General features: G+C 67.0%; 19 protein-coding genes and 1 tRNA gene. 11 read left to right on the top strand and 9 right to left on the bottom strand.

Features of this window, described 5'->3' with window-relative positions; translation table 11 throughout:
* Positions 1 to 247: 247 nt before the first annotated feature.
* The 3 genes from QQW98_RS05795 to QQW98_RS05785 are packed head-to-tail and all read left to right on the top strand — an operon-like array spanning position 248 to position 1,211.
* Positions 248 to 430, top strand: coding sequence for a hypothetical protein (locus tag QQW98_RS05795; RefSeq protein ID WP_290136582.1), 183 nt, complete (start codon positions 248 to 250; stop codon positions 428 to 430).
* Positions 427 to 1,023, top strand: coding sequence for a hypothetical protein (locus QQW98_RS05790; RefSeq protein WP_290136581.1), 597 nt, complete (start codon positions 427 to 429; stop codon positions 1,021 to 1,023). Before QQW98_RS05795 ends, QQW98_RS05790 begins: the two co-directional genes overlap by 4 nt.
* Positions 1,020 to 1,211 (top strand): helix-turn-helix transcriptional regulator, encoded by a 192-nt coding sequence (locus QQW98_RS05785; RefSeq protein ID WP_290136580.1) that lies wholly within the window; start codon positions 1,020 to 1,022, stop codon positions 1,209 to 1,211. Before QQW98_RS05790 ends, QQW98_RS05785 begins: the two co-directional genes overlap by 4 nt.
* On the opposite strand, the gene QQW98_RS05780 is transcribed toward QQW98_RS05785, so the two are convergent.
* Complete coding sequence (locus QQW98_RS05780) at positions 1,208 to 2,872, bottom strand: alkaline phosphatase D family protein (RefSeq protein ID WP_290136579.1); 1,665 nt, start codon at positions 2,870 to 2,872, stop codon at positions 1,208 to 1,210. The two genes, QQW98_RS05785 and QQW98_RS05780, sit on opposite strands and share 4 nt — an antisense overlap.
* A 61-nt stretch (positions 2,873 to 2,933) precedes the next feature.
* Here QQW98_RS05780 and QQW98_RS05775 point away from each other — a divergent pair, with 61 nt between their 5' ends.
* The 3 genes from QQW98_RS05775 to QQW98_RS05765 all read left to right on the top strand — a co-directional run bounded on the left by QQW98_RS05775 (position 2,934) and on the right by QQW98_RS05765 (position 9,413).
* Positions 2,934 to 3,671 (top strand): alpha/beta hydrolase, encoded by a 738-nt coding sequence (locus QQW98_RS05775; RefSeq protein WP_290136578.1) that lies wholly within the window; start codon positions 2,934 to 2,936, stop codon positions 3,669 to 3,671.
* A 6-nt stretch (positions 3,672 to 3,677) separates the two neighbouring features.
* On the top strand, positions 3,678 to 4,493 hold the full coding sequence (locus tag QQW98_RS05770) for a tetratricopeptide repeat protein (RefSeq protein WP_290136577.1): 816 nt from the start codon (positions 3,678 to 3,680) through the stop codon (positions 4,491 to 4,493).
* A 201-nt stretch (positions 4,494 to 4,694) separates the two neighbouring features.
* Positions 4,695 to 9,413: an NAD-glutamate dehydrogenase gene (locus QQW98_RS05765; protein ID WP_290136576.1), complete on the top strand. Its 4,719-nt coding sequence runs from the start codon at positions 4,695 to 4,697 to the stop codon at positions 9,411 to 9,413.
* 5 nt (positions 9,414 to 9,418) lie between these two features.
* Here QQW98_RS05765 and queG read toward each other — a convergent pair whose 3' ends face one another.
* Positions 9,419 to 10,456 carry a tRNA epoxyqueuosine(34) reductase QueG gene (queG, locus tag QQW98_RS05760; RefSeq protein WP_290136877.1) on the bottom strand — a complete coding sequence of 346 codons (1,038 nt, stop codon included), beginning with the start codon at positions 10,454 to 10,456 and terminating at the stop codon, positions 9,419 to 9,421.
* Positions 10,457 to 10,527: 71 nt separating this feature from the next.
* Between queG and QQW98_RS05755 the strand changes: the two genes are divergently transcribed.
* The 4 genes from QQW98_RS05755 (at position 10,528) to msrB (ending at position 14,824) form a co-directional block, all read left to right on the top strand.
* Complete coding sequence (locus QQW98_RS05755) at positions 10,528 to 11,544, top strand: ABC transporter ATP-binding protein (RefSeq protein ID WP_404800874.1); 1,017 nt, start codon at positions 10,528 to 10,530, stop codon at positions 11,542 to 11,544.
* Entirely contained in the window at positions 11,541 to 12,788 is a 1,248-nt protein-coding gene (locus QQW98_RS05750) for an ABC transporter permease (protein ID WP_290136574.1), read from the top strand. The genes QQW98_RS05755 and QQW98_RS05750 overlap by 4 nt, the downstream gene beginning before the upstream one ends.
* A gap of 120 nt (positions 12,789 to 12,908) precedes the next feature.
* Positions 12,909 to 14,249, top strand: coding sequence for a cytochrome P450 (locus QQW98_RS05745; RefSeq protein WP_290136573.1), 1,341 nt, complete (start codon positions 12,909 to 12,911; stop codon positions 14,247 to 14,249).
* Positions 14,250 to 14,305: 56 nt separating this feature from the next.
* Entirely contained in the window at positions 14,306 to 14,824 is a 519-nt protein-coding gene (gene msrB, locus QQW98_RS05740; RefSeq protein WP_290136572.1) for a peptide-methionine (R)-S-oxide reductase MsrB, read from the top strand.
* On the opposite strand, the gene QQW98_RS05735 is transcribed toward msrB, so the two are convergent.
* The 7 genes from QQW98_RS05735 to QQW98_RS05705 all read right to left on the bottom strand — a co-directional run bounded on the left by QQW98_RS05735 (position 14,811) and on the right by QQW98_RS05705 (position 20,526).
* Positions 14,811 to 16,598 carry a hypothetical protein gene (locus tag QQW98_RS05735; protein ID WP_290136571.1) on the bottom strand — a complete coding sequence of 596 codons (1,788 nt, stop codon included), beginning with the start codon at positions 16,596 to 16,598 and terminating at the stop codon, positions 14,811 to 14,813. The two genes, msrB and QQW98_RS05735, sit on opposite strands and share 14 nt — an antisense overlap.
* Entirely contained in the window at positions 16,595 to 17,011 is a 417-nt protein-coding gene (locus QQW98_RS05730) for a GtrA family protein (protein ID WP_290136570.1), read from the bottom strand. Before QQW98_RS05730 ends, QQW98_RS05735 begins: the two co-directional genes overlap by 4 nt.
* Before the next feature lie 10 nt (positions 17,012 to 17,021).
* Positions 17,022 to 18,611, bottom strand: coding sequence for an NAD(P)/FAD-dependent oxidoreductase (locus QQW98_RS05725; protein ID WP_290136569.1), 1,590 nt, complete (start codon positions 18,609 to 18,611; stop codon positions 17,022 to 17,024).
* Between the two features lie 79 nt (positions 18,612 to 18,690).
* Positions 18,691 to 19,335: a PilZ domain-containing protein gene (locus tag QQW98_RS05720; RefSeq protein WP_290136568.1), complete on the bottom strand. Its 645-nt coding sequence runs from the start codon at positions 19,333 to 19,335 to the stop codon at positions 18,691 to 18,693.
* A gap of 263 nt (positions 19,336 to 19,598) precedes the next feature.
* A tRNA-Leu gene (locus tag QQW98_RS05715) sits at positions 19,599 to 19,683 on the bottom strand.
* Positions 19,684 to 19,755: 72 nt separating this feature from the next.
* Positions 19,756 to 20,037, bottom strand: coding sequence for an integration host factor subunit beta (locus tag QQW98_RS05710; RefSeq protein WP_290136567.1), 282 nt, complete (start codon positions 20,035 to 20,037; stop codon positions 19,756 to 19,758).
* Between the two features lie 147 nt (positions 20,038 to 20,184).
* Positions 20,185 to 20,526: a GntR family transcriptional regulator gene (locus QQW98_RS05705; RefSeq protein ID WP_290136566.1), complete on the bottom strand. Its 342-nt coding sequence runs from the start codon at positions 20,524 to 20,526 to the stop codon at positions 20,185 to 20,187.
* 277 nt (positions 20,527 to 20,803) lie between these two features.
* Here QQW98_RS05705 and QQW98_RS05700 point away from each other — a divergent pair, with 277 nt between their 5' ends.
* Entirely contained in the window at positions 20,804 to 22,561 is a 1,758-nt protein-coding gene (locus QQW98_RS05700) for a peptide MFS transporter (RefSeq protein WP_290136565.1), read from the top strand.
* Positions 22,562 to 22,630 lie beyond the last annotated feature (69 nt).

Raw genomic sequence — 22,630 nt, 5'->3', positions numbered from 1 at the left:
CGGTCCCGGGCGGCACGGTCGGGCGAATCAGGCCGCGATCATACGCCCAGGGCAAGGCCCGGTGGTGGTAGTGGTCGTGGTCAGGATCTTGATCCGCATGGGAGCGATATAGCGCCCCTGACGCCCCCCGCCAACCCGCGGAAATCCGCCATTCCTGACAAGCTCGGCAATCATTTTGTAAATGACGCTTGACTTGTCGGGATGGGAAGTCTAGTTTCCTTGACATCAGTTAAAGGGAGTTTGACACATGAAATTCGACAAGCCTTCGCTCGGTATCGGTATCGCCATCCTGATGGTTGCCCTGATGAACTACATCGGCGTGCTGACCGACGATCTCGCCTACACCGGCTTCATCCTCGTGCTCGTCATGGGGTACGCCACGGCGCGGCAGGAGGTGTGCCGGCTCAAGTCCGCGCGGACCGCAGCATGAGCGGCCTAGTGCAGAACCGCAGCGGGCTCTACGGCGGCCTCATGCTGGCCACGGCCGCGATCATTCTCGGCCTGCGGTCGAGCGGCGCGATCAATGCGACCACGGCCTATATCCTCGCCATCGTGCCGGTCGGCTTCATGCTCGCGGTGCTCCGCCAGGCGACCCGCGCCTCGAACAAGGGCGGGCACGCCAACAGGGCGGCGCTGCGATATACCAAGGGCATTATCGCGAGTTCGCTTGCCTACATGCTCGGCCTCGGCATCGCGATCTGGGTCTGGCGCAATCTCGATCCATCGACCGGGCTGACCTGGCTCCTTGCCATGCTGCCGGTGATCCCGATCTTCGCCATGCTGTTCGTCATGGGCCGCTACATCGTGGAGGAGCAGGACGAGTATCTACGCCATCGCGCCGTGATGGCTTCGCTTGTCGGGCTCGGCGCGGTCCTCGCCATCGGCAGCTTCTGGGGCTTCCTCGAAACGTTCGAGCTTGTGCCGCACTTTCCGGGCTGGTGGGCGGTGCCGATCTGGGCGATGGGCATGGGTCTCGGCCAGGCGTGGCTCACGATGCGCGACCGGTCGGGAGACGACGCGTGAAGAACCGCCTCAAGGTCCTCCGGGCCGAGCGCGACTGGAGCCAGCAGGACCTCGCCGAGCGGCTGGAGGTCAGCCGCCAGTCCGTCAACGCCATCGAGACGGGGAAATACGACCCGTCCCTGCCCCTCGCCTTCCGCATCGCCGACCTGTTCGACATGGCGATAGAGGACATATTCCTGCGTGATTAGGCCTCGAACCGCCGCGCGCCGGCCGGGGCCACCATGCGGTGCGTCCCGGCCAATTGCGTGGAGCGTTCGCGCACCGTGTCCATGAAGCGCCACTCGCACGCGGCATGCTGCGGCGTCAGCTCCACCGCCATGTAGCCGCGCTGCGACGTGTCGGCCCATTTGAGCTGGTCGTTGCGATCGACAGCCGCGCGGGCGAACTGGTCGGCAGGCAGGCCGGGCAGGTAGGTTTCCGCCCCCGGCGAGGTGACCGAGTGGCCCGCAAACTCCACCCCGGCGGGGCTACCATCGAGGTCGAGATCGAACGCCCAGGCGTTGTGCGAATCGCCCGCCAGCACAACCAGCTCCGCCTCTGCCTCCAGCGCCGCTTTCAGCAGCCGTTCGCGCGCGGCGGGATAGCCGTCCCAGGCATCCATGTTGAACGGCAGGCCCGCCCGGCTCGCCGCGACGCCCGCCTGCACCCGCGCCTTGTAGGCATTGGGCAGCAGCGCGGCATAGGCTGACAGAAGGTCGGGCGGGGCGGACAGGTGCCCCATGATGACCTGCTGCGCGAGCACCTGCCAGCGCGTGCCGGCGGCTTTCGACTGCTGCATGCCGCGCGCCAGCCACGCCTGCTGGGCGGCGCCCATAAGCTCGCGCGACGGATCGGCGTAATCGGTCTCGCGGAACCGGACGAGCGCCCCTGCGACATCCTCCGGCGAGGATTTGCCGGCGAGCACGGTCGCCAGGTCGAGCGGCTTCGCACGCGCTTCCAGCCGGGTTTCGAGGCGATAGAGCGTGGCAAGGTCGCCGACCTGGTAGCTGGCCCACGGATCGTCCGATACCGGCAGCCATTCGCGATAGGCGCGCATCGCCGCGCGCTTGCGCACGTCCCACTCGCCTTCCGTGTCCGGCTGGTGGTTTTCCGCCCCGCCGCGCCAGCTGTCGTTCGCGCTTTCGTGGTCGTCCCAGACCGAAATCATCGGATAGAGCTGGTGCAGGCGGCGCAGGTCTGGGTCGGAACGGTAGGCCGCGTGCCGCAGGCGGTAATCGGCCAGCGCGACCGTCTCCCCCGCCGGCGTGATGTCGCGTCCGCCCAGCGCCTGCTCGGCGGAAGGATAGGTGCCGCGGCCGTATTCGTAGAAATAGTCGCCCGTGTGCACCGCGCAGTCGAAATCGTCCGCCGCGGCGGCGTGGGCATAGGCGTTGAACCAGCCAAAGCCGATATTGGAGCAGGAGAAGACCGCCATCCGCCAGCGCCCCGTCGGCCCGGTCGGCAAGGTGCGCGTGCGGCCGATCTCCGACATCCGGCCGTCGGGCGCGACAAAGCGGTAGTAGTACCACCGGCCCGCTTCCAGCCCTTCGGCAAAGGCCTTGGCGCACCAGTCGCGATCCGGGCTCGCCACCGCTTCGCCCACTGCGCGGGCGCGGGCGAAATCGAGCGTGTCGCTGACTTCCATCGCCAGCCGCGTCTCCGCCTCCGCCACGAAGCGGGTCCACAGCAGCACCCGGTCCGCCCCCGGCTCCCCGCTGGCGACGCCGTGGGTGAAGCCGCTGGCGAGCTGGGCGGAAAGCGGCGCGGCGGCGATTGCCAGCGTGCCCCCGGCAAGCCCGAACAGCGAGCGGCGGGTGAGGGCGGAAAGCGGCGGCTGGCCGCCTGTGGGACCATTGGTCGAAGATATCATGGCGGCAGTCATGCGCGCCCGCGATGACATTGTGAAGTCGCTTCTGTAGGGCCCTTGCGTGATGACCGATACGCAATTCCTCCAGCTGGCCGATGGCGGCCGCATCGCCTTTCGCCACACCGCCGGAAGCGGCCCCACCATCGTCTTCCTGCCGGGCTACATGTCCGACATGGCGGGCGGCAAGGCGACCGCGGTGTTTGACCGGGCGCAGGCGCGCGGGCAGGCCTGCCTGCTGCTCGACTACAGCGGCTGCGGGATAAGCAGCGGGGACTTTGCCGACGGCACGCTTTCGAAATGGCGGGGCGAAGTCCTTGCCGCACTGGACCATGTCGGCGCGGACCGCGTGCTGGTGGTCGGCTCTTCCATGGGCGGGTGGCTGATGCTGCTCGTCGGCCTCGCGCTGAAAGAGCGGCTGGCGGGCATGGTCGGCATCGCCGCCGCACCCGACTTCACCGATTGGGGCTACGACGAGGCGCAAAAGGCCAGCTTGCGCAGCGGGGAGACGGTGTTCGAGGAAAATCCCTACGGCCCCGAGCACACCCCGACCCATGCCGCGTTCTGGCAGGACGGCGAGGCGCACAAGGTGCTGGACGGCACGATCCCCATCGATGCGCCGGTCCGCCTGATCCACGGACAGCAGGATGCCGACGTTCCATGGGAAATTTCGCTTCGCCTCGCCGCGGCCTTGCGTTCAAGCGCGGTGCAGGTCTCGCTTGTAAAGGACGGCGAACATCGCCTGTCGCGCCCGCAGGATATCGCCCTGCTGCAAACGGCCATAGACGACCTGCTGGAGCTTTAGCCACGCATGCCCTTTTCCGCCCTTCTCGTGTCCACCCTCATGATTGCCCAGGTGGTGCCCGACGTGCCGACCGATGCAGCCGAGACAAGCCCCGCTGCCGCGCCGATGACCACCGAGGAAGCGCGCCTCACCGCGTGCATGAACATGCTGCGCGACGACGTGCCGAGCGCGATTGCTGAGGCCAGCCGCTGGGCCAGCGAGGAGCCGGGCGCAGGTCGCGCGCTGCCGCTGCAATGCCTGGGCACTGCCTATATGTGGATGGGCCGCCACGCCGCCGCGGCCGAGGCTTTCGGCGAAGCGCGCGATATCACGCCTGCCGAACAGCGCGCGGCGCGCGCCCGCTACGGCGCGATGGCGGTCATCGCGCTGGAAGCCGCCGGCGACATGGCAGGCGCGGTCGAGGCGGCGACGGCGGCGGAAGCCGATGCGATCGCAATCGGCGACACCGTCCTTGCCGCGGCGATCGCCCGCGATGCGGCGAGCCCGCTGGTCCAGCTCGGCCGGGTGGAAGAGGCGGATGCCGCCCTCGCCCGCGCCCGGGGCAACAACGCGCAGGATCCGCTCACCTGGCTGATCAGCGCCCGCTTCAGCCGCAGCCAGGAGCGGCTGGCCGAAGCGCAGGGCTTCATCCAGACCGCCGCCGCACTGAGCCCGCGCGATCCCGAGGTCGGGCTGGAAGCGGGCATCATCGCCGCGCTGGCCGGGCGCGACGGGGCCGCACGCCTCAGCTTCGCCTCGGTCATCGAAGTCGCGCCGGGATCCGCGCTGGCGGAACGCGCGCAAGCCTATATCGACCAGCTGCCCGCGCCCGAAAGCCGCTAGTCCCCCCGCCGCCCGTTTGCCGTGGATGCCGTAAGGGCATCGGGCCTTTCGTGCATACGAATGAATTATCGCAATTGCACCTGTTGCCGCCGCTGGCTCACGGGGGTAAGGGCGGGCCGATTGCTGCCGGCAGCGGCAATTTTGTTGCGGCAATCGTGCCGCTTCCCGCCGGCACGCCAGGGTTCTTGAGGAGCAGCGCAGATGGGTAAAGGCCGGACGAAGCGGACGGACGATGTGCCCGGCAAGCTGGTCGATGCGCTCGGCAAGCAGATTTCCGCCTCGCTTCTTCTCGGCGACCCGGCCTTCCCCCCTGCCGCGCGCAAGGATGCCGCCACCTTCCTGCTGGCGGCGGCTGCCGGCCGCAAACCGGGCAAGCACAACATCACGCTGGAATCCGCTTCCGAAGAGCGGCGCTTCATGCGCATTGCTATCATCAACGACGACATGCCTTTCCTGGTCGATTCGGTCGCGGCCGCCATCGCGGAACACGGATTGACCATCGACCGGCTGGTCCATCCCGTGGTTCGCGTGTCGCGTGACGAAGGCGGCGCCATCGACGGGATTTCCGCTTACGACCGGCGGGAGAACGGCAACGGCGCGGCTGCGGAATCGATGATTTATGTCGAATGTTCGCGCGCCGATGCCCGCCAGCGCCGCGCGCTGTGCGAACATCTGGCCGAAACGCTCGACGATGTGCATGCGGCGGTGAAAGACTGGCCCAAGCTGCGCGCCGCGATGCAGCGCGATGCCGCCGCACTCGACGGTTGCAAGGGTGAAGGCGCGGAACTGATGCGCTGGCTGGACGACGGCAACCTGACCCAGCTCGGTCACATCATCTACCAGCGCGGCGGGGAGACCAAGGCCCCGCTCGGCATCTGCCGTGCCAGCGCGAGCCCGCTGCTGGCCCCCGAATCGATCGAGCGCGCCTTTGCCTGGTTCGCCGACCGCGATGCGTGCGAGGCCGCGCCGCTGGCGATCAAGGCCAACCGGATCAGCAACGTGCACCGCCCGGTCCCGCTCGACCTGTTTATCGTGCCGCTGTTCGCGGAAGACGGCACGACGGTGAACGCGCTTTCGATCCATGCCGGCGTATGGACCAGCGCCGCGCTCACCACCCGCCCGCAGAACGTCCCGCGCATGCGCGCGCAGCTGGAAGCGCTGGCGGGCAAGCTGGGCTTCGACCCGCAGGGCCATGCCGGCAAGTCGCTGGTCCATTCGCTCACCACCTTGCCGCACGATTTGGTGATCGGGTTCACCGACAAGGACGTCGAGCGCGTAGCGACGACGATGATGCGGCTGGTCGACCGCCCGCGCCCGCGCCTCGCGCTGGTGGAAGCGCCGCTGGCGCGCCACCTGTTCGTGTTCGTCTGGCTCCCGCGCGACCTCCTCAGCACGGCGGTGCGCAACCAGGCGCAGACGCTGGTCAGCGAGGCGGCAAACGGCAAGCTGCTGGACTGGAGCCTGGAAGTGGACGGCGGCCAGCTGGCGACGCTGCGCTTCGTCCTCGACATCCGCGAAGGCGGCAGCGTGCCCGATGCGGCAAAGCTGGAAGAAGAGCTGGAAGCGATGCTGCGCGGCTGGGGCGAGGCCGTGGAGCGCGAGCTCGGCAAGACCGAGGAAGCAGGCCGCGCCGCCGCCATCGCCGGGCGTTTCGCCGAAAGCTTCCCGCAAGGCTACCGCCTGCGCAACACGGCGGCCGAAGCCGCGCGGGACATCACCGCACTGCGCACGCTCGACGGCAGAAGCGAAGGCGCGCCCGATCGCGGCGTCCGCCTCTATCGCAAGGACGACGACGCCGACGGGTCGCTGCGCCTCAAGGTCTACCAGCAATCGGGTAGCCTGCCGCTGTCCGACGCCGTCCCCGCGCTCGAGAACTTCGGTTTCCGCGTGCTGGAAGAAGTGCCCACCCTGCTCGACCGCGGCAAGCTCGGCACGATCCACGATTTCCATCTCGACCTCGGTGCGCAGCAGGATACCGATGCCTTGCTGGACCGCGCGGGCGATATCGAGGCCGCCATCGCCGCGGTGCTCAATGGCGAAGCGGAGGACGATGCGTTCAACGTCCTCGTCACCACGACCGGCGTCAGTGCCGCCGCGACCGGCTGGATGCGCGCGTTCTACCGCTACCTGCGCCAGACGGGCATGACTTTCGTCATCTACACCGTGGTGGGCGCGCTGCGCGGTGCGCCGCAAGTCACCCACGCACTGATCGACCTGATCCACGCGTTGCACGATCCCGATTTCAAGGGCGACCGCGAGGAAGCCGCCGCCGATGCCCGCCGCGCGATCCGCACTGGGCTGTCGCGCGTCCAGGCGATCAACGACGACCGCCTGCTGCGCCTTTATCGCGACACGATCATGGCGATGCTGCGGACCAACATCTTTGCCCCTGCTGCGGCGGAAGCGCTGGCGTTCAAGTTCGATTCCGCGAAGGTGCCGGGCCTGCCCAAGCCGCTGCCGTGGCGCGAGATCTTCGTCTATTCGCGCCGGGTCGAAGGCATCCACCTGCGCGCCGGCCCCGTGGCGCGCGGCGGCCTGCGCTGGTCCGACCGGCGCGACGACTTCCGCACCGAAATCCTCGGCCTGATGAAAGCCCAGCGGGTGAAGAACGCGGTGATCGTGCCGACCGGCGCCAAAGGCGGTTTCTATCCCAAGCAATTGCCCGATCCCGCGCAGGACCGCGACGGCTGGGCGGCCGAGGGGCAGGCGAGCTACGAGGTCTTCATCCGCACCCTGCTGTCGATCACCGACGACCTCGACGGCGACAAGGTGATCCACCCGGAACGCGTCGTCATCCGCGACGGGGACGATCCCTATTTCGTGGTCGCGGCGGACAAGGGCACCGCGCGCTTCTCCGACGTGGCCAACGCCATCGCCGAAGACCGGGATTTCTGGCTGGGCGACGCTTTCGCCAGCGGCGGCTCCAACGGATACGACCACAAGGCGATGGGCATCACCGCCAAGGGCGCGTGGATTTCCGTGCAGCGCCATTTCCTCGAAATGGGCGTCGACGTGCAGTCCGATCCGGTCCGCGTGATCGGTTGCGGCGACATGTCGGGCGACGTGTTCGGCAACGGCATGCTGCTGTCGAAAGCGATCAAGCTGGTCGCCGCCTTCGACCACCGGCACATCTTCATCGATCCCGATCCCGATCCGGCGAAAAGCTGGAAGGAAAGGAAGCGCCTGTTCGACCTGCCGCGGTCGAGCTGGGACGATTACGACAAGGACCTCATCTCCAAAGGCGGCGGCGTGTTCCCGCGCGATGCGAAGCAGATCAAGCTGACCGCCGCGATGCGCAAGCTGCTGGATATCGAGGACAAGGCGATGGAGCCCGAGGCGCTCATTTCCGCACTCCTCAAGTCGCCCACCGACCTGCTGTGGTTCGGCGGCATCGGCACCTATGTGAAAGCCTCGGCAGAAAACAACGCCGCCGTGGGCGATCCCGCGAACGACCCGATCCGGGTGAATGGCGACGAGCTGCGGGTGAAAGTGATCGGCGAAGGCGCGAACCTTGGCGTCACGCAGGCCGGGCGGATCGAATTCGCGCTGAATGGCGGGGCGATCAACACCGACTTCATCGACAATTCCGCCGGGGTCGATTGTTCGGACAACGAGGTCAACATCAAGATCGCGCTCGCCGCCGCAAAGCGCGCGGGCAAGCTGAGCGAGCCCAAGCGCGTCAAGCTGCTGGAAGAGATGACCGACGAGGTCAGCAAGCTGGTGCTGGAAGACAACCGGCTGCAGGCGCTCGCCCTGTCGATCGCCGGCATCGGCGGCGCGAACGCCACCGGCTCGCAGTTGCACCTGATCGAGACGCTGGAAGACGGCGGCAACCTCGACCGGCGGACCGAAGGGCTGGCCGACAACCAGGCGCTGCAACGCCGCGCGAGTGACGGGCGCGGCCTGACCCGGCCCGAACTCGCCGTGCTCCTGTCCTCCGCCAAGCTGGTGCTGCAAAGCGCGATCGAGGCGAGCGACCTGCCCGACGATCCGGTGCTGCACGATCTCCTGCTGCGCAGCTTCCCGGAGCCGATGCGCAAAGGCTTCAAGACGCAGATCGAAAACCACCGGCTCCGCCGCGAGATCATCGCGACCAAGCTGGCGAACGCGATGGTCAACCGCCTGGGCATCGTCCACCCGTTCGAACTGGCGGAGGAGGAAGGCGTCGAGCTGGCGCAGGTGGCGGCCAGCTTCGTGGCCGTGGCGCACCTGTTCAACCTGCGCGACCTCTGGGCCGAACTCGACACGGCCAGGATGGAAGAAAGCGCGCGCCTGTTCCTGTTCGACCGGCTGGCGGCCGCCTCTGCCAACCTGATGTCGGACGTCCTGCGCACGGCAGCCGGGCGGGTGCGTCCGGCTGCCATGGTGAAGGAGCTGGGCAAGAGCGTGGACGTGCTAGCGAGCGACACCGAGCAGTTGCTCGGCCGCGAATTGAAAGCCCAGTCCGCCAGGCTGCGCCAGCGCTTCACCGAAGCGGGCGCCAGCGATGCGATGGCGGCGCAGGTATCGCGCATGTTCGAATTCGACGGCGCGGTCGGCCTCGCCCAGCTGGCGAGCGACAGCGACATCCCGGCCCGCCAGATCACCCATGGCTTTACCGAAATCGGCTCCGCGCTCGGCATCGACTGGGCGCAGAGCACGGCGGCGACCATGAACCCGTCCGATGTGTGGGAGCGCCTGCTCGTGTCCGGCCTCGCCCGCGATTTCCAGCAGATGCGCTTTGAATTCCTGCGCCGCCTGTCCCGCCGCAAGGGCGCGAAGGAAGATCCGCAGGGCGCGGTCGAAAACTGGGTCGAGCAGAACGAGGAGGCGATCCGCCAGTTCCGCTCCATGATCACCCGCGCGCAGAATTCGGTCGGCGTGGCCCCTGCCATGCTGGCGCAGATCGCGAGCCAGGCTCGCAACCTGCTGCAACGCTGACGCGGTTAGAGCCGGGCCGCCGCCCAGTCGGCGGCCTCGGCAACCACCGGGTCCGGATCGCTGCGCAATGCCTCCACGGGTGCGCGCAAATCCGCATTGCCGCTGTTGCCCGCGGCAATCAGGCAGTTCCGCACGAAGCGACTGCGCCCGATGCGCTTGATCGGCGATCCGGAGAACAGCTGGCGGAAGCCCGCATCGTCCAGCGCCAGCAACTCGGCGAGCCGCGGTGCGACCAGCTCCGCCCGCGGGACGAAAGCCTTGTGGCGGGCTGCCGCGTCGGCGAACTTGTTCCACGGGCATACCGCCAGGCAGTCGTCGCAGCCATAGATGCGGTTGCCCATCGCCTCGCGGAATTCTTCCGGAATGGGGCCGTGATGCTCGATCGTGAGATAGGAAATGCAGCGCCGCGCATCGATGCGGTAGGGCGCCGGGAAGGCATCGGTGGGGCAGGCATCCTGGCAGGCCCGGCACGACCCGCAGCGGTCGGCGTGGGCCTGGTCCGGCGCGAACGGCAGGGCGACGTAGATCGCGCCGAGGAACAGCCAGCTGCCATGGTCGCGGCTGACGAGATTGGTGTGCTTGCCCTGCCACCCCAGGCCCGCCGCCTGCCCCAATGGCTTTTCCATCACCGGCGCCGTGTCGACGAACACCTTGAGTTCCGGCGTTCCCAGCCCATCGCGCTCGGCTTCCGCCACCAGCCAGCGGGCGAGCGCCTTAAGCGCCTTTTTCACAGTATCGTGATAATCGCGCCCCTGCGCATAGACGGAAATGCGCGCCCGCTCGTCATCGCCGTCCAGCGCCAGCGGGTCGACCGAAGGCGTGTATGCCATGCCGAGGGCGATGACGCTTTGCGCGGCGGGCCACAGGACTTGCGGATCGGCGCGCTGGTCCTTGCGCGCCTCCATCCACTCCATCGAACCGTGGTGCCCGTCGCCCAGCCACTCTTCCAGCCGGGCCTTGCGCACAGGGTCGCCCGCAGCGTCGGCAAAGCCCACAGCCGCGAAGCCGAGTGCCGCCGCCTGCGCCCGCAAGCGGTCCTGCAAGCCTGCCAAAGAGCCCGAATTAACCAAACTTGCAGTTGCTCCCGTTCACTCGCGACGGTTAAGTCGCTGCAATGCTTACCGACAGCGGAGCCGCCGTGCCAACCCATTCCCCCGACGAAACCGGCGAAGCGCTCGCGCGCAATGCCATCGTCGCGCGCGGGCTGGTCAAGCGGTTCGACGAAACGCTGGCGGTGGACGGGGTCGACCTGACCGTGCCGGAAGGCGCGATCTACGGTATTCTCGGCCCGAACGGCGCGGGCAAGACGACGACGCTGCGCATGCTGCTGGGCATCATTGATCCCGACAGCGGGACGCGCGAATTGCTTGGCCACGCCAACCCCCGCGATGTCGCGCGGCTGGTCGGCTACCTGCCGGAAGAACGCGGGCTCTATCCTTCGATGAAGGCTTACGAGGCTATCGGCTTCATGGGCGCACTGCGGGGCCTTCCGCTGGCCGAAGGGCGCCGGCGCGGGCGCGAATTGCTGGAAGCGCACGGCCTCGGCCACGCGGCCGAGCGCCAGATCCGCCAGTTGTCGAAAGGCATGGCGCAGACCGTCCAGCTGCTCGGCACGCTGGTCCACCGCCCGAAGCTGGTGGTGCTGGACGAGCCATTCTCCGGCCTCGATGCGATCAACCAGGGAAAGCTCGAAAAGATGATCCGCGGGCTGGCAGATGCCGGCACGACGGTGATCTTTTCGACCCACGTCATCAGCCATGCCGAGCGCCTGTGCGAATCCATCGCCATCATCGCCGGCGGCAAAGTGCCGTTCGCCGGCTCGGTCGACGTGGCGCGGGACCGGATACCGGCGCAAGTCCATCTGGAAACCGCGCGCGGCGAGGGCGCCTGGCGCGCCGCGCTGCCGCCAAGCGCCGACCATGACCGCAAGGCGGGCGGCGGGCATTTCTGGTCGTTCGACCTGCCTGAAACGGGGGTCGAGCCCCTGCTGCGCGCCCTGATCGAAGGCGAGGCCGGCATCCTGTCGCTCTCCATCGAGCGCGCGGGCCTGCACGATGCATTCGTCGCCATCGCGGGCGAAGCGGCAGCTGCCGAGATGGCGGGCACCGGCGAACAGGACGGCCCGGCATGAGCGCGGGACACATCGAAGGCCGTCTGCCGGTGTGGCGCGCGGCATGGGTCGTCGCCCGGCGGGACTTCCTTGCCGTATTGATGAGCAAGACCTTCATCTTCTTCCTGCTGGGCCCGCTGTTCCCCTTCGTTATCGGCGGGCTTGCCGGCGGTATCGGTGCGGAGGTGCGCGACACGGTCGACCGGCCTGTGCTGGGCATCGCCATGGCGCCGGCGGCAACGGTGCAATTCGAGCGCGCCCATGCGCAGCTCCGGGCCGAACTGGGCGACTATATCCCCGGCCTCGTGCGCGTGGATGCAAGCGGCGATTTCGATCCCGGTGCGGCGCTGCGAGGCAGCGAGGTCAACATGGGCGCCATCGTCGGCGGCACGCTGGAGAAGCCGCAGCTTTACGGCCCGGCGGAGCAGGTCGCGGCGTGGCAGGGCCGCGTCGGCCTGATCGCGCGGGAAGCGCGCAGCGGCGGCGCGGCGCCCCTGCCGCAAGTCGCGAGCACGACCACGCAGGGCAGCACCGCGGGCGAGACGCGCACCCGCCTGTTCACCGCGCAGGGCGGGCAGCTGCTGTTGTTCATGCTGACGATGCTGCTTGCCGGGATGGTCCTGTCCAACCTCGTCGAGGAGAAGGGCAACAAGATCATCGAGATCCTGGCCGCGGCGATCCCCATGGACGCGGTCTTCCTCGGCAAGCTGTTCGCGATGCTGGCGATCTCCTTCGTCGGGATCACCGTGTGGGGCTTGGTCGGCGGCGGGCTGCTGTCGATGGCGGGGCGCTCGCTCGCCGACCTCAGCCCGCCCGCCGTGGGCTGGCCCGCCTTCTTCGGGCTCGGCATCGCCTATTTCTCGATGGCCTACCTCCTGCTCGGTTCGGTCTTCCTCGCGATCGGATCGATGGCGGCCACCGTGCGCGAGGTGCAGACGCTGTCCATGCCGGTGACGATGATGCAGCTCATGGTGTTCCTCTTCGCCAGCTACGCGATGGCGCAGCCGGGGTCGGGCGTGGAGATGGCGGCAATGGCGTTTCCGCTGTCCTCCCCTTTCACCATGATCGCCCGCGCCGCCCAGGACGCAATGCTGTGGCCGCATGTGCTCGCCCTTGCCTACCAGGCCGTGTGGGTCGCGATTTTCGTGAAAGTCGGCGCGGGCTTGTTCCGCAGCCGCGTGATGAAATCGGGCGCGCAGGACCGGCGGCCGCTTTGGCGCAGGATGCTGACCCGCCGCAGCCGGCCCGTTCCCGCCGCGCGGTGAGACGTTTGTATAAATCCGTCGCATTTCGAAACCCGTCTTGACGGACGGCGCGGCGCAGTGAACACTACGCCCACCCATTCCGCAGGCATGTACCGGCAGGAGGGCGAGGAGATAAAAGGTATGGCAACGCAGGCACCCCCGCAGGCTCCGATGAAGTTCCGGTCCTCCCCTACGGCGGTCGAGGTGCTGGACGCCCACCTTGCGGCGAACCCCGACCAGGTCTGGACGCACGAAGACCCCAAGGACGTTAGCCGCAGCGACATCTATTACGAGGATCGCTGGCAGCCGATCTTCCGCGAAATGCGCGAGGAAGGCCCGCTCCATTATGTCGAGCGCAGCCCCTTCGGGTCCTACTGGAACGTGGTTCAGCACAAGGCCATCCAGCACGTCGAATCGCTGCCCGAACTCTATTCCTCCAGCTGGGAATACGGCGGCATCACCATCCTCAACCGCCTCGACGACGAGCAGCTGGCCAAGCAGGGCCGCGAGCGCTTCGAGCTGCCGATGTTCATCGCGATGGACCGGCCCAAGCACACCGGCCAGCGTCGCACGGTGGCGCCCGCCTTCACGCCCGCCGAAATGAAGCGGATGGAAAGCGAGATCCGCGCCCGCACCGGCGAACTGCTGGATACGCTGCCCGAAGGCGAGGAGTTCGACTGGGTCGACACGGTTTCGATCGAGCTTACCACCGGCATGCTCGCGATCCTGTTCGGCTTCCCGTGGGAAGACCGCCGCCTGCTCACCTTCTGGAGCGACTGGGCCGGCGACACGGAGATCGCGCTGGTCCGCGATCTCGACGAGATGCGGCAGGGTATCCTCCTGGAAATGGGCGCCTATTTCCAGCAGCTGTGGGCCAGGCGTTCGCAGGAAGAGCCGGGGCCCGACCTCATTTCCATGATGATCCATTCGGAGGCCATGGCCGAGATGGACCCGCAGGAATTCATGGGCAACCTCGTCCTCCTGATCGTGGGCGGCAACGACACCACCCGCAACACGATGAGCGGCATCGTTCATGCCTTCGACCAGTTCCCAGACCAGCGCGAACTGTTCGAACAGAACCCCGACCTCATCCCCAACGCGGTGCAGGAATGCATCCGCTACCAGACCCCGCTCGCCCATATGCGCCGCACAGCAACCGAGGATGCGCAGCTGTTCGGGGAACAGATCAAGAAGGGCGACAAGCTCGTGATGTGGTACCTTTCCGCCAATCGCGACGAAGAGATGTTCGAAAATCCCGACAAGCTCGACATCACGCGCGAGAATGCGCGGCGGCACATAGCCTTCGGTTATGGCATCCACCGCTGCGTGGGTGCCCGGCTGGCGGAATTGCAGCTGCGGGTCCTGCTGGAAGAAATGCACGCCCGGCGCATGCGCATCGCGGTGACGGGCGAGGTGGAGCGCGTGCGCGCGAACTTCGTCCACGGCTTCCGCAAGCTTGGGGTGACCATGTCGCGCTTCTGACGCGCCGGAATGCAACCGTTCAGCCTGCCGATACGTATATCATGGCAGAGACACGCATGACTTTGCCCACACGACACGACCAGGGCCCAGCCAGTTCCGACCGGCGCGGCTTTCTCAGATTCCTGGGCATCGGCACCGCCCTGCCCGTGCTTGCCGCCTGCGGTGCGAGCGAGGCCGAGGCGCGCGACTGGCCGGTGACAAAGGCGGACGCCCAGTGGCGCCGCCAGCTGACGAGCGCGGAATACCGCGTGCTGCGGCAGGCGGGAACGGAGCGCCCCTATTCCTCCCGGCTCAACAGCGAGAAGCGCGCCGGCACCTATGTCTGCGCAGGCTGCCAGAACCGGCTCTATGCCTCGTCGACCAAGTTCGAGAGCGGCACCGGCTGGCCGAGCTTCTATCGCCCTCTGCGCGGCGGGATCGCGACGGATACCGATTACAAGCTGGGTTACCCGCGCACCGAGGTACTGTGCGCCGATTGCGGCGGCCACCTGGGCCATGTGTTCGATGACGGACCGCGCCCAACGGGCAAGCGCTATTGCATGAACGGCGTGGCGATGGACTTCATTCCGTCCTGATCCGCCACAGGGCGAGATCGGCGGGGCTGCGCGGCGCGATCACCGGCTCCAGCCATGCAGGCGCGTTCCCGCCGCGCAAGGCGCCGGCCAGCGTCTCGCCACCTTCCAGCGCGTAGAAATAAAGCTCGTGATGCCCGGTGCAGGTGGCAACCCACTTCGTGCCGCGCGCCGCCAGCATGGTGCGGGCCTCCTGCGGTGACGCGGCGAAAATCTCCAGCAAGACCTTGATGCCGCGATCCCCGCGGTGGTGGCTCGTCGCGACCACGCCTGCGGGGCTGCGCAGCAGGATCTGCGGGCCGAGGTCGAGCGGGGCAAGCACTTCCTCGCCGCGCCCGGCCTGTTTCGCAAATGCGGCCCAGTCGGCCTCGCACGTCTCCAGGATGTCCGGCGCTGCGCCTGGCGACGCATTGACGGCAGAGGATGTCAGCAGCGTGCCCAGCGTGAACGGCAGGGCGGGCACCAGGATCAGCGTGCAGCCCGCGATGGCGGCAATGCGCTGGCGCGGCACCGGCGAGGTGCGCACCACCTCCACCCAACGCGACAGCTGCCAGCCCAGCACCGGGGCGGCAAAGGCCACGGTGACCGAACCGGCGCGGCTGACCAGCATGGCGACGCCCAAGGCGGCGAGCGTCAGCGCGGCATACTCGAGCCAGAAGCGGCGCAGCCACGAATGGGTCAGGCTGGCGTGGTGCATCATGCCCCAGATGCCCAGCGCGGCAGGCACCACGGTGAGCAGGATGATGGTCGGTTCCTGCTGCCACATCGGCAGGCCTTCGGCGATAGTGGCAAGCCAGCCCTCGCGCACCGCCGGATCGACCTGGGCGAAGCCGCCGGTCGCGCACTCCGGCGCGCTGAACGCGAGCAGGGAGAATGCCGCCGCCGCAGTGGCGGCAAGCCCGCCCAGCCGCACGGCAACGCTCCGGGGTTCGAGACGGGCAAGGCCGAACAGGCTCGCCGCGCCAAGTAGGAACACCGACAGGTGCACCGGCCCGATCGCATCGCAGTGGGCGGCAAGGTCGGTGAAGCCGCGCGTAAAAGCGAACAGCAGCGCACTGGCAGCGGCAAGCGCGGCCATTGCGTGGGTCATCAACGCAGCGTCCTGCGGATCGCGCAGCCAGCGCAACGCGGCGATGCCGATGAATGCGGCAGCGAGCGGCAGGCCTTCGATGGAGATCGCCATCCACGCCGCCAGCGCCGTGCCGAGGACAAGGCCGCCCTTTCGCTCGTCACGCGCGATAAGTGCGTTGATCGCCACCAGCGCTAGCGCGATCTGCCAGCCGTGGTGATCGATGCGCCCGGGCCGCAGCTGGTTCGCAAGCGGCGCGGCGACGGCAACCACTATGCCGGTGGCGACGACCGCTTTCAGGCCCAGCATCCGCCAAGCGATCCGGCCGGCCAGCAGCATCACTGCGAGCAAGGTCAAGACCGGCACTGCCGCGAGCGCAACCACTTCTGCCGCATCGTGCCCGATCAGCGGAGCCAGCAAGGCAGCGATCAGGATTATTGGCGCATCGACGAGGCGCGACCAGTGCATCGCAATGCCGCCGCTCGCCGCGTCGATCCGGTACTGGGTGAGATCGAACCAGCCCTGCCCGGCCAGAAGGTCGCGTACCTGCACCAGCCGCAACGCATCGTCCGGCCCCGGTAGGTCGAGCGCGGCAAGCTTGCTCCATGCAAATGCGAGCGACAGCGCGATGGCGGCGAGCCAGACGGCGGCAACGCGCACGACCATCTCCCGCCCGAACAGCGGCCGCCGCCGGTCGAGACCGCTCATGGCGTGCCCGCGGTGCGAAAGACGAAATGGTTGCGCAGCAGCCAGGTGGTGAAGAAGCTCACCACGATGGCCGCCAGCTTGGCCGCGCGCGGATCGATCCCCGCTGCCGCTCCGCCAGCCACGATCGCGGTGGTGAGGGCGAGGCCGACGAGCGCCGAAGCAACGAACAGTGCCTTTTGCCGCGTACGGGCAGGGCCGCGGTCCGCCACGTCGGTGCCGAACACGGTCCGGCTCGACAGCAGCCAGTGGGCCAGGATGCCGAGCGAATAGCCGGTCGCGGATGCGGCCCACGGCGCGGCCGACAAGGCGAGCAGTGCGAGGAATGTGCCGACGTCGACCGCCAGCGCGCCGACGCTTGCCAGCACGTAGCGCGTGAAGCGGATGTCGATCAGGCGGCGGACGATGGGCGCCATGGCGGTTTCGTCAGGCGGCCTTGCTACCCGCAGCGGGCTTCACCCGCTCCGGCACGTCGCGCATGGAATTGAGTGCGGCGGCCTGGTCCTCGCTCACCGTCTCGCGGGCTGGTAGAGCCTTCTCGGCGCCTTCGTCACCGGCCTCGTGATACTCGGCATCCTCGTTCACGCACCAGATGTCGTACACGCGGCGGTCGGCGAGGATGTTCTCCACCGTCAGCATCGCGGTCATCATCGCGTGGTCCTGATTGTTGTAGCGGTGCATGCCGTTGCGGCCCACCAGGTGCAGCGTCGGAAACCTGTCCTCCAGCTCGGCGCGCATCGCGGCGACGTTCGCTGCATAATCCTCGTCATAGACGGGATAGGCCTTTTCCTGCCGCACCACCGCGCCGCCCTTGACCTTCTTGGGGTCGAGCAGGCCGAGCATGTCCATCTCGCGGGTCGCGAGCGCAACGAGATCGCCGTCGTCCATTTCCCACAGGCCGTCCCCCTCGAAACAGAAATATTCGAGGCCGACGCAGGCCATTTTCTCGTCCGGCACCATTTCGGGCGACCAGCTGCGGAAGTTCTGCACCCGGCCGACCTGCGCCTTGCTGTCGTGGATGTAGATCCAGTTGTCGGGGAAAAGGTCCTCGCCTTCCACCATCAGCGCGACGGTGAGGAAGTCGCGGTATTTCAGCTTCGAGCCATTGAGCGTCGTGTCGGGCAGCGGATGCAGGCGCGCGGCGAGCTCGCGCATCGGCGCGCTGCTGATCGCGTGTTTCGCGCGGATAATCTTCTCGCCATCCGCACCGCTGGCGGTCATGCGCCAGCCGCCTTCGCCATCACTGGCTAGCTGCTTCAGCGCGTGGCCCATCAGGACCTCGCCCTTGCCGCTCGCCACGATCTTGTCGCGCGCGGCTTCCCACATCATGCCGGGGCCCTGGCGCGGGTAGCGGAAGCTTTCGAGCAGGGTCTTGGCACCCATCCCGTCATTCGGTTTCTTGTTGAGGCCGAGGCTGCGCTTCAGCCCGTCGACCACCGCGCTCCACAGGCTCAGGCCCTTGATCCGCTGCGCCGCCCAGTCCGCGCTCATTTCGTCGCAGGGCATGCCCCACACCTTCTCAGTGTAGGTCTTGAAGAAGATCGAATAGAGCTTGCGGCCGAACTGGTTGGTGGTCCAGTCCTCGAAACTGCGGATGTCCTTGATCGGGAAGAGCTTGTACCTGAGGTAGCTCGCCATGCAGACGGTCGAGCGCCACAGGCCCAGGTTGCGCAGCGCTTCGAAGGCGCGCAGCGGGTAGCTGTAGAACTTGCCCTCGTAATAGATGCGGCTCATCCGCGGGCGCTGGATGAAATCATCGGGCAGGATTTCGTCCCACAGATCCACGACAGCAGCGCTTTTCGAAAAGAACCGGTGGCCGCCGATGTCGAAGCGATAGCCGTCGTGCTCCACCGTGCGGCTGATGCCGCCGACGTAATGCGCGTCCTTCTCGATGATCGCGACCGACTTGCCGGCCTTGGTGAGGAGGTATCCGGCGGTCAGCCCCGCGGGACCAGCCCCCACGATCGCCACGTCAACTTCGATTTCACCGCTGTTCTTGCGCGTTCCCGCTGCCATTCCTGCCCCCGTTGGCCAACCTGTCCGGATGTCTTGGTCGGGAGTGAAGGAAAATGGTTATCCAATGGTTAAACCGCGGTCAGATCGCGGCGACGAGCTGGGCGAATTCCTCGAAGCGGAGATAGTTTTCGAACGTCACGCCCGCCGCCCGGCTGTGCGACCAACACACATTGGCGTCCAGCTCGGGCAGGCCCCTTGCGCCTATGCGGATACGGCTGTGGACCGGCAATCGCCGTTCGCATTCCAGCCGCGCACCCTGCTGCGAGATATTGGTGATGAGCGCCATCTCGCTGCCGAAGATGCCCTCTACCGTGACCGGCAGCGTGACCGCCAGCCGGGTTTGCCGGCGGCGATAACGGCTCGGCTCCTCCACGATGCGGGTGACGTCCGGCTTGCCGACGAATTCGCATGCCAGCAGCATCGGTTCGCGCCTGACGGGCGTCAGCTTGAACCGGTCCCCGTTGCCGAGCACCAGCTCCAGCGTGTCCGCCTTCGGGATATCGTGGAAGACGCGCAGCGAGATGCCCTTTTCGGAAACGTCGCGGATGACGCAGAGATATTCGCGCGCGCCGATGACCAGCTTGGCGCTGCGGATCAGCATCGTCTGGCGCGGCTTGGCGCGGCGTTCTTCGGGATGCGGAGCGTGAGGATGGGCGTGCGAGGCCCTGTGCCGGTCCACGTCCTGTCCCTCGTCGATGATCGGTAGCTGCCAGGCCTGCCCCATTCTGTCGTCCCCGTTTCCTGATCGCCGGAAGATTGGCGACACGCAGAGGTCTGGGCGCGGATTGGCTAAAAAGCGGCGGCGGAAGGGTTTGGGGGAACTACCTAGTGCGGGTGCGGACGGGAGTCGGCGATGCGTTGGCTGGGCTTGGCTTTGCCTGGGACTGCTGGGCCGATAGGGGTGCCAAAATCAAGGTTGGCGCACCTTCGCTTCGCTCGGGAGTTTCAACGGAAACCATCCCCCGGATGGTTTTCTCTAGTTGAAACTGGTGCGGGCGGTGGGACTCGAACCCACACGAGCAAGGCTCAGGGGATTTTAAGTCCCCGGCGTCTACCATTCCGCCACGCCCGCGTCTTCGCAGCGCCTAGCGCGGCTGCGGCGCCGCCACAACGATGGCAATGATAGAGAGCCGGGAAACCGCGGTCAGTCGCGGTTGAGGCGTTCGCGCATATCCTTGCCGGGCTTGAAGAACGGCACGCGCTTGGCGGCGACGTCCACTTCCTCGCCCGTGCGCGGATTGCGGCCCTTGCGGGCCTCGCGCTCGCGCGTGGAAAAGGCACCGAAGCCGCGCAATTCGACCCGGCCGCCTTCGGCCAGCCGTGCGCTGATTTCGTCGAAGAAGAGCTCGACCACCTGCTCGACTTCCTCGTGGCGCAAATCGGGGTTGTCGTCGGCGAGGGCCTGAATGAGTTCCGATCTGATCATGTCACACCCCTTGAGTTGACCACGAAACCGCTTTTTTCGCCTGTTTATAAGCGGCTGTCGAATCCTGCGCGCCTGGCTTTCCTTGCCAGACGCGGGCGCACGGGGCAACCTTGCAGCATGAATTGTTAAATTAGGCCAGGGGGCCGATCAGCAATCGGCGAGCAGGTCGCTGGCCGCGATCCCGAGCCGTTCCATCCGCGCGCGGATATCCGGCCACTCTTCGGACAGGAACTCGTCGCGCTCGCGCGCCCGCAGGCGGCTGGCCGCGCCCGAAACCACGAACATGCCGACCCCACGCTGCACCTCGACCAACCCATCGTTCTGGAACTGCTGGTAGGCCTTGGCCACCGTCAGCGGGTTCGCCCCCTGCTCCGCCGCGAAGGCGCGGACGGACGGGAGCATCGCACCCTCCTCGTAGCGGCCTTCGATGATCGCGGCGGCGATCAGGTCGCGAAGGCGCAGGTATACGGGTCGGTTGGCTTGGTTCATGTCGGTCCCCGATCGGCCGGTAACCCGACCGATTTCTTGCGCGACCATGGCCCAATCCGCCGGCCGCAAGGTGTTTCAGTGCCATAATACGGCGCAGCGCGTCAAGAGTTCCCACGCCATCGCGGTTACACGGCGGCGGCTCCTTCAGGTCACAGAAAGGCGGTTTCGTCTGCAACTTGTCGCTTCACAGCGCCGATTCATCCGCTAGGGTGCGCGCTTTCCACGGGGAACGGCGCGGGACAGCGCTGCACCCGACAGGGACAAGAGGGATTATTCGATGGCATCGCAATCGCTACCGCACGGAGATTCGGCGGGCACTTTCCTGGGGCATCCGAAGGGGCTTTTCGTCCTCTTCTTCGCCGAGATGTGGGAGCGTTTCTCCTACTACGGCATGCGTGCCCTGCTGATTTTCTACCTGACCAAACACTGGCTGTTTTCGGATAGCGACGCGGGCATCATCTACGGCGCCTACACGGCACTGGTCTACATCACGCCGGTGGTCGGCGGCTATCTGGCCGACCGGTACCTGGGGCAACGCAAGGCGGTGCTGTTCGGCGCGGTCCTGCTGACCCTGGGCCATTTCTTCATGGCCTTCGAAGGCGAGCCGGGAGCAGGCAATGCCGATAATCCGGTCATTTACGTCTTCTGGCTGGCGCTGGCGCTCATCATCGTCGGCTCCGGATTCCTGAAGGCCAACATCTCGGTCATCGTGGGTCAGCTGTACCCCCGCACCGACGTGCGGCGTGACGGTGCCTACACCATCTTCTACATGGGCATTAACCTTGGTGCGGCCATCGGCTCCCTGCTGTGCGGCTATATCGGCGAAACCTATGGCTGGGCCTATGGCTTCGGTCTTGCAGGTATCGGCATGCTCGCCGGCCTGATCGTCTTCGTGCTCGGCAAGGGCCTGCTTCTCGGTCGCGGCGAGCCGCCGAAGGCTCTGGCCAAGAGCAAGGAGATGAGCGTCTACCTCGTCGGCCTGCTGATGGTGGCATTGTGCTGGATCGCCATCCAGAACCAGGACGCGGTCGGCGTCTTCCTCGGCACCTTCGGCGCGGCGCTCGTTTGCTACGTCCTTTCGATCGCGGTGTTCCAGCTGCCTTACGGAAACTACAACGCTGCACCTTCGGCTGCGTTCTATTCGTTCGTCGGTCTCAGCGCCTTGCTGATCGTGTCGATGTTCTTCGTTTCGCAAGGCAATGCCGGCTGGCAGCTGCCCGCGACGATCGGCGCAGGCGGCGTGCTGAGCGTGATGATCTTGCAGATGATCGCCAAGACCGACCATGACCGCGACCGGATCGTCGCGGCGATGTTCCTGATCTTCGTGTCGATCATCTTCTGGGCGCTGTTCGAACAGGCCGGTTCCAGCCTCAACCTGTTCACCGATCGCCATGTCGACCGCGGCGGCGTGCCGGCATCGGTATTCCAGTCGATCAACGCCATCTACATTATCCTGCTGGCACCGGTGTTCGCCACGCTGTGGACCGTGATGGGGCGCAAGGGCATCGAACCTTCGACCCCGTTCAAGTTCGGCCTGGGCGTTATCCAGGTCGGGCTCGGCTTCCTGGTCCTGGTCTGGGGCGCGCAGTCGGTGGGCATCGACGTGCCGGTGCCGGTGATCTTCATCTTCCTGATCTACCTGCTCCACACGACCGGCGAATTGTGCCTGTCGCCGGTCGGCCTGTCGGCCATGAACCGGCTGGCTCCGGCGCAGATCGCATCGCTCATCATGGGCACGTGGTTCTTCGCTTCGGCCACCGGCAACTTCGCCGCCGGCCTGATCGCGGCAGCAACCGGCGCGGAAGGCGTGGGCGAAGAAGCGGGCAAGCAGGTCGTGCTCGACGTTTACTCCTCGGTCGGCTGGTGGGCCATCGGGATCGGTGTCGGCGTGATGGTCGTCAGCCCCTTCATCAAGAAGCTGATGCATCTCGATACGCTGGCAGACGACAACTTGGGCGACGACCTGGAAGGCCAGGCCGAAGGTCCGGGCGAACCGCAGGGCGCGGGCATCCACCCGGCCACCAAGCCGAATTGATTGATGAGGGGGCGGGGTCCGGCAGGGTCCCGCCCTTTGCATCTGCAGGACCGACATTTCCGATGGGGG

Source organism: Alteriqipengyuania flavescens, from assembly GCF_030406725.1.
In the GTDB taxonomy this organism is placed as follows: domain Bacteria; phylum Pseudomonadota; class Alphaproteobacteria; order Sphingomonadales; family Sphingomonadaceae; genus Alteriqipengyuania_B; species Alteriqipengyuania_B flavescens.
The sequence above is the reverse complement of the archived record's forward strand: the minus strand, read 5'-3'. Positions and strand labels throughout refer to the sequence as shown.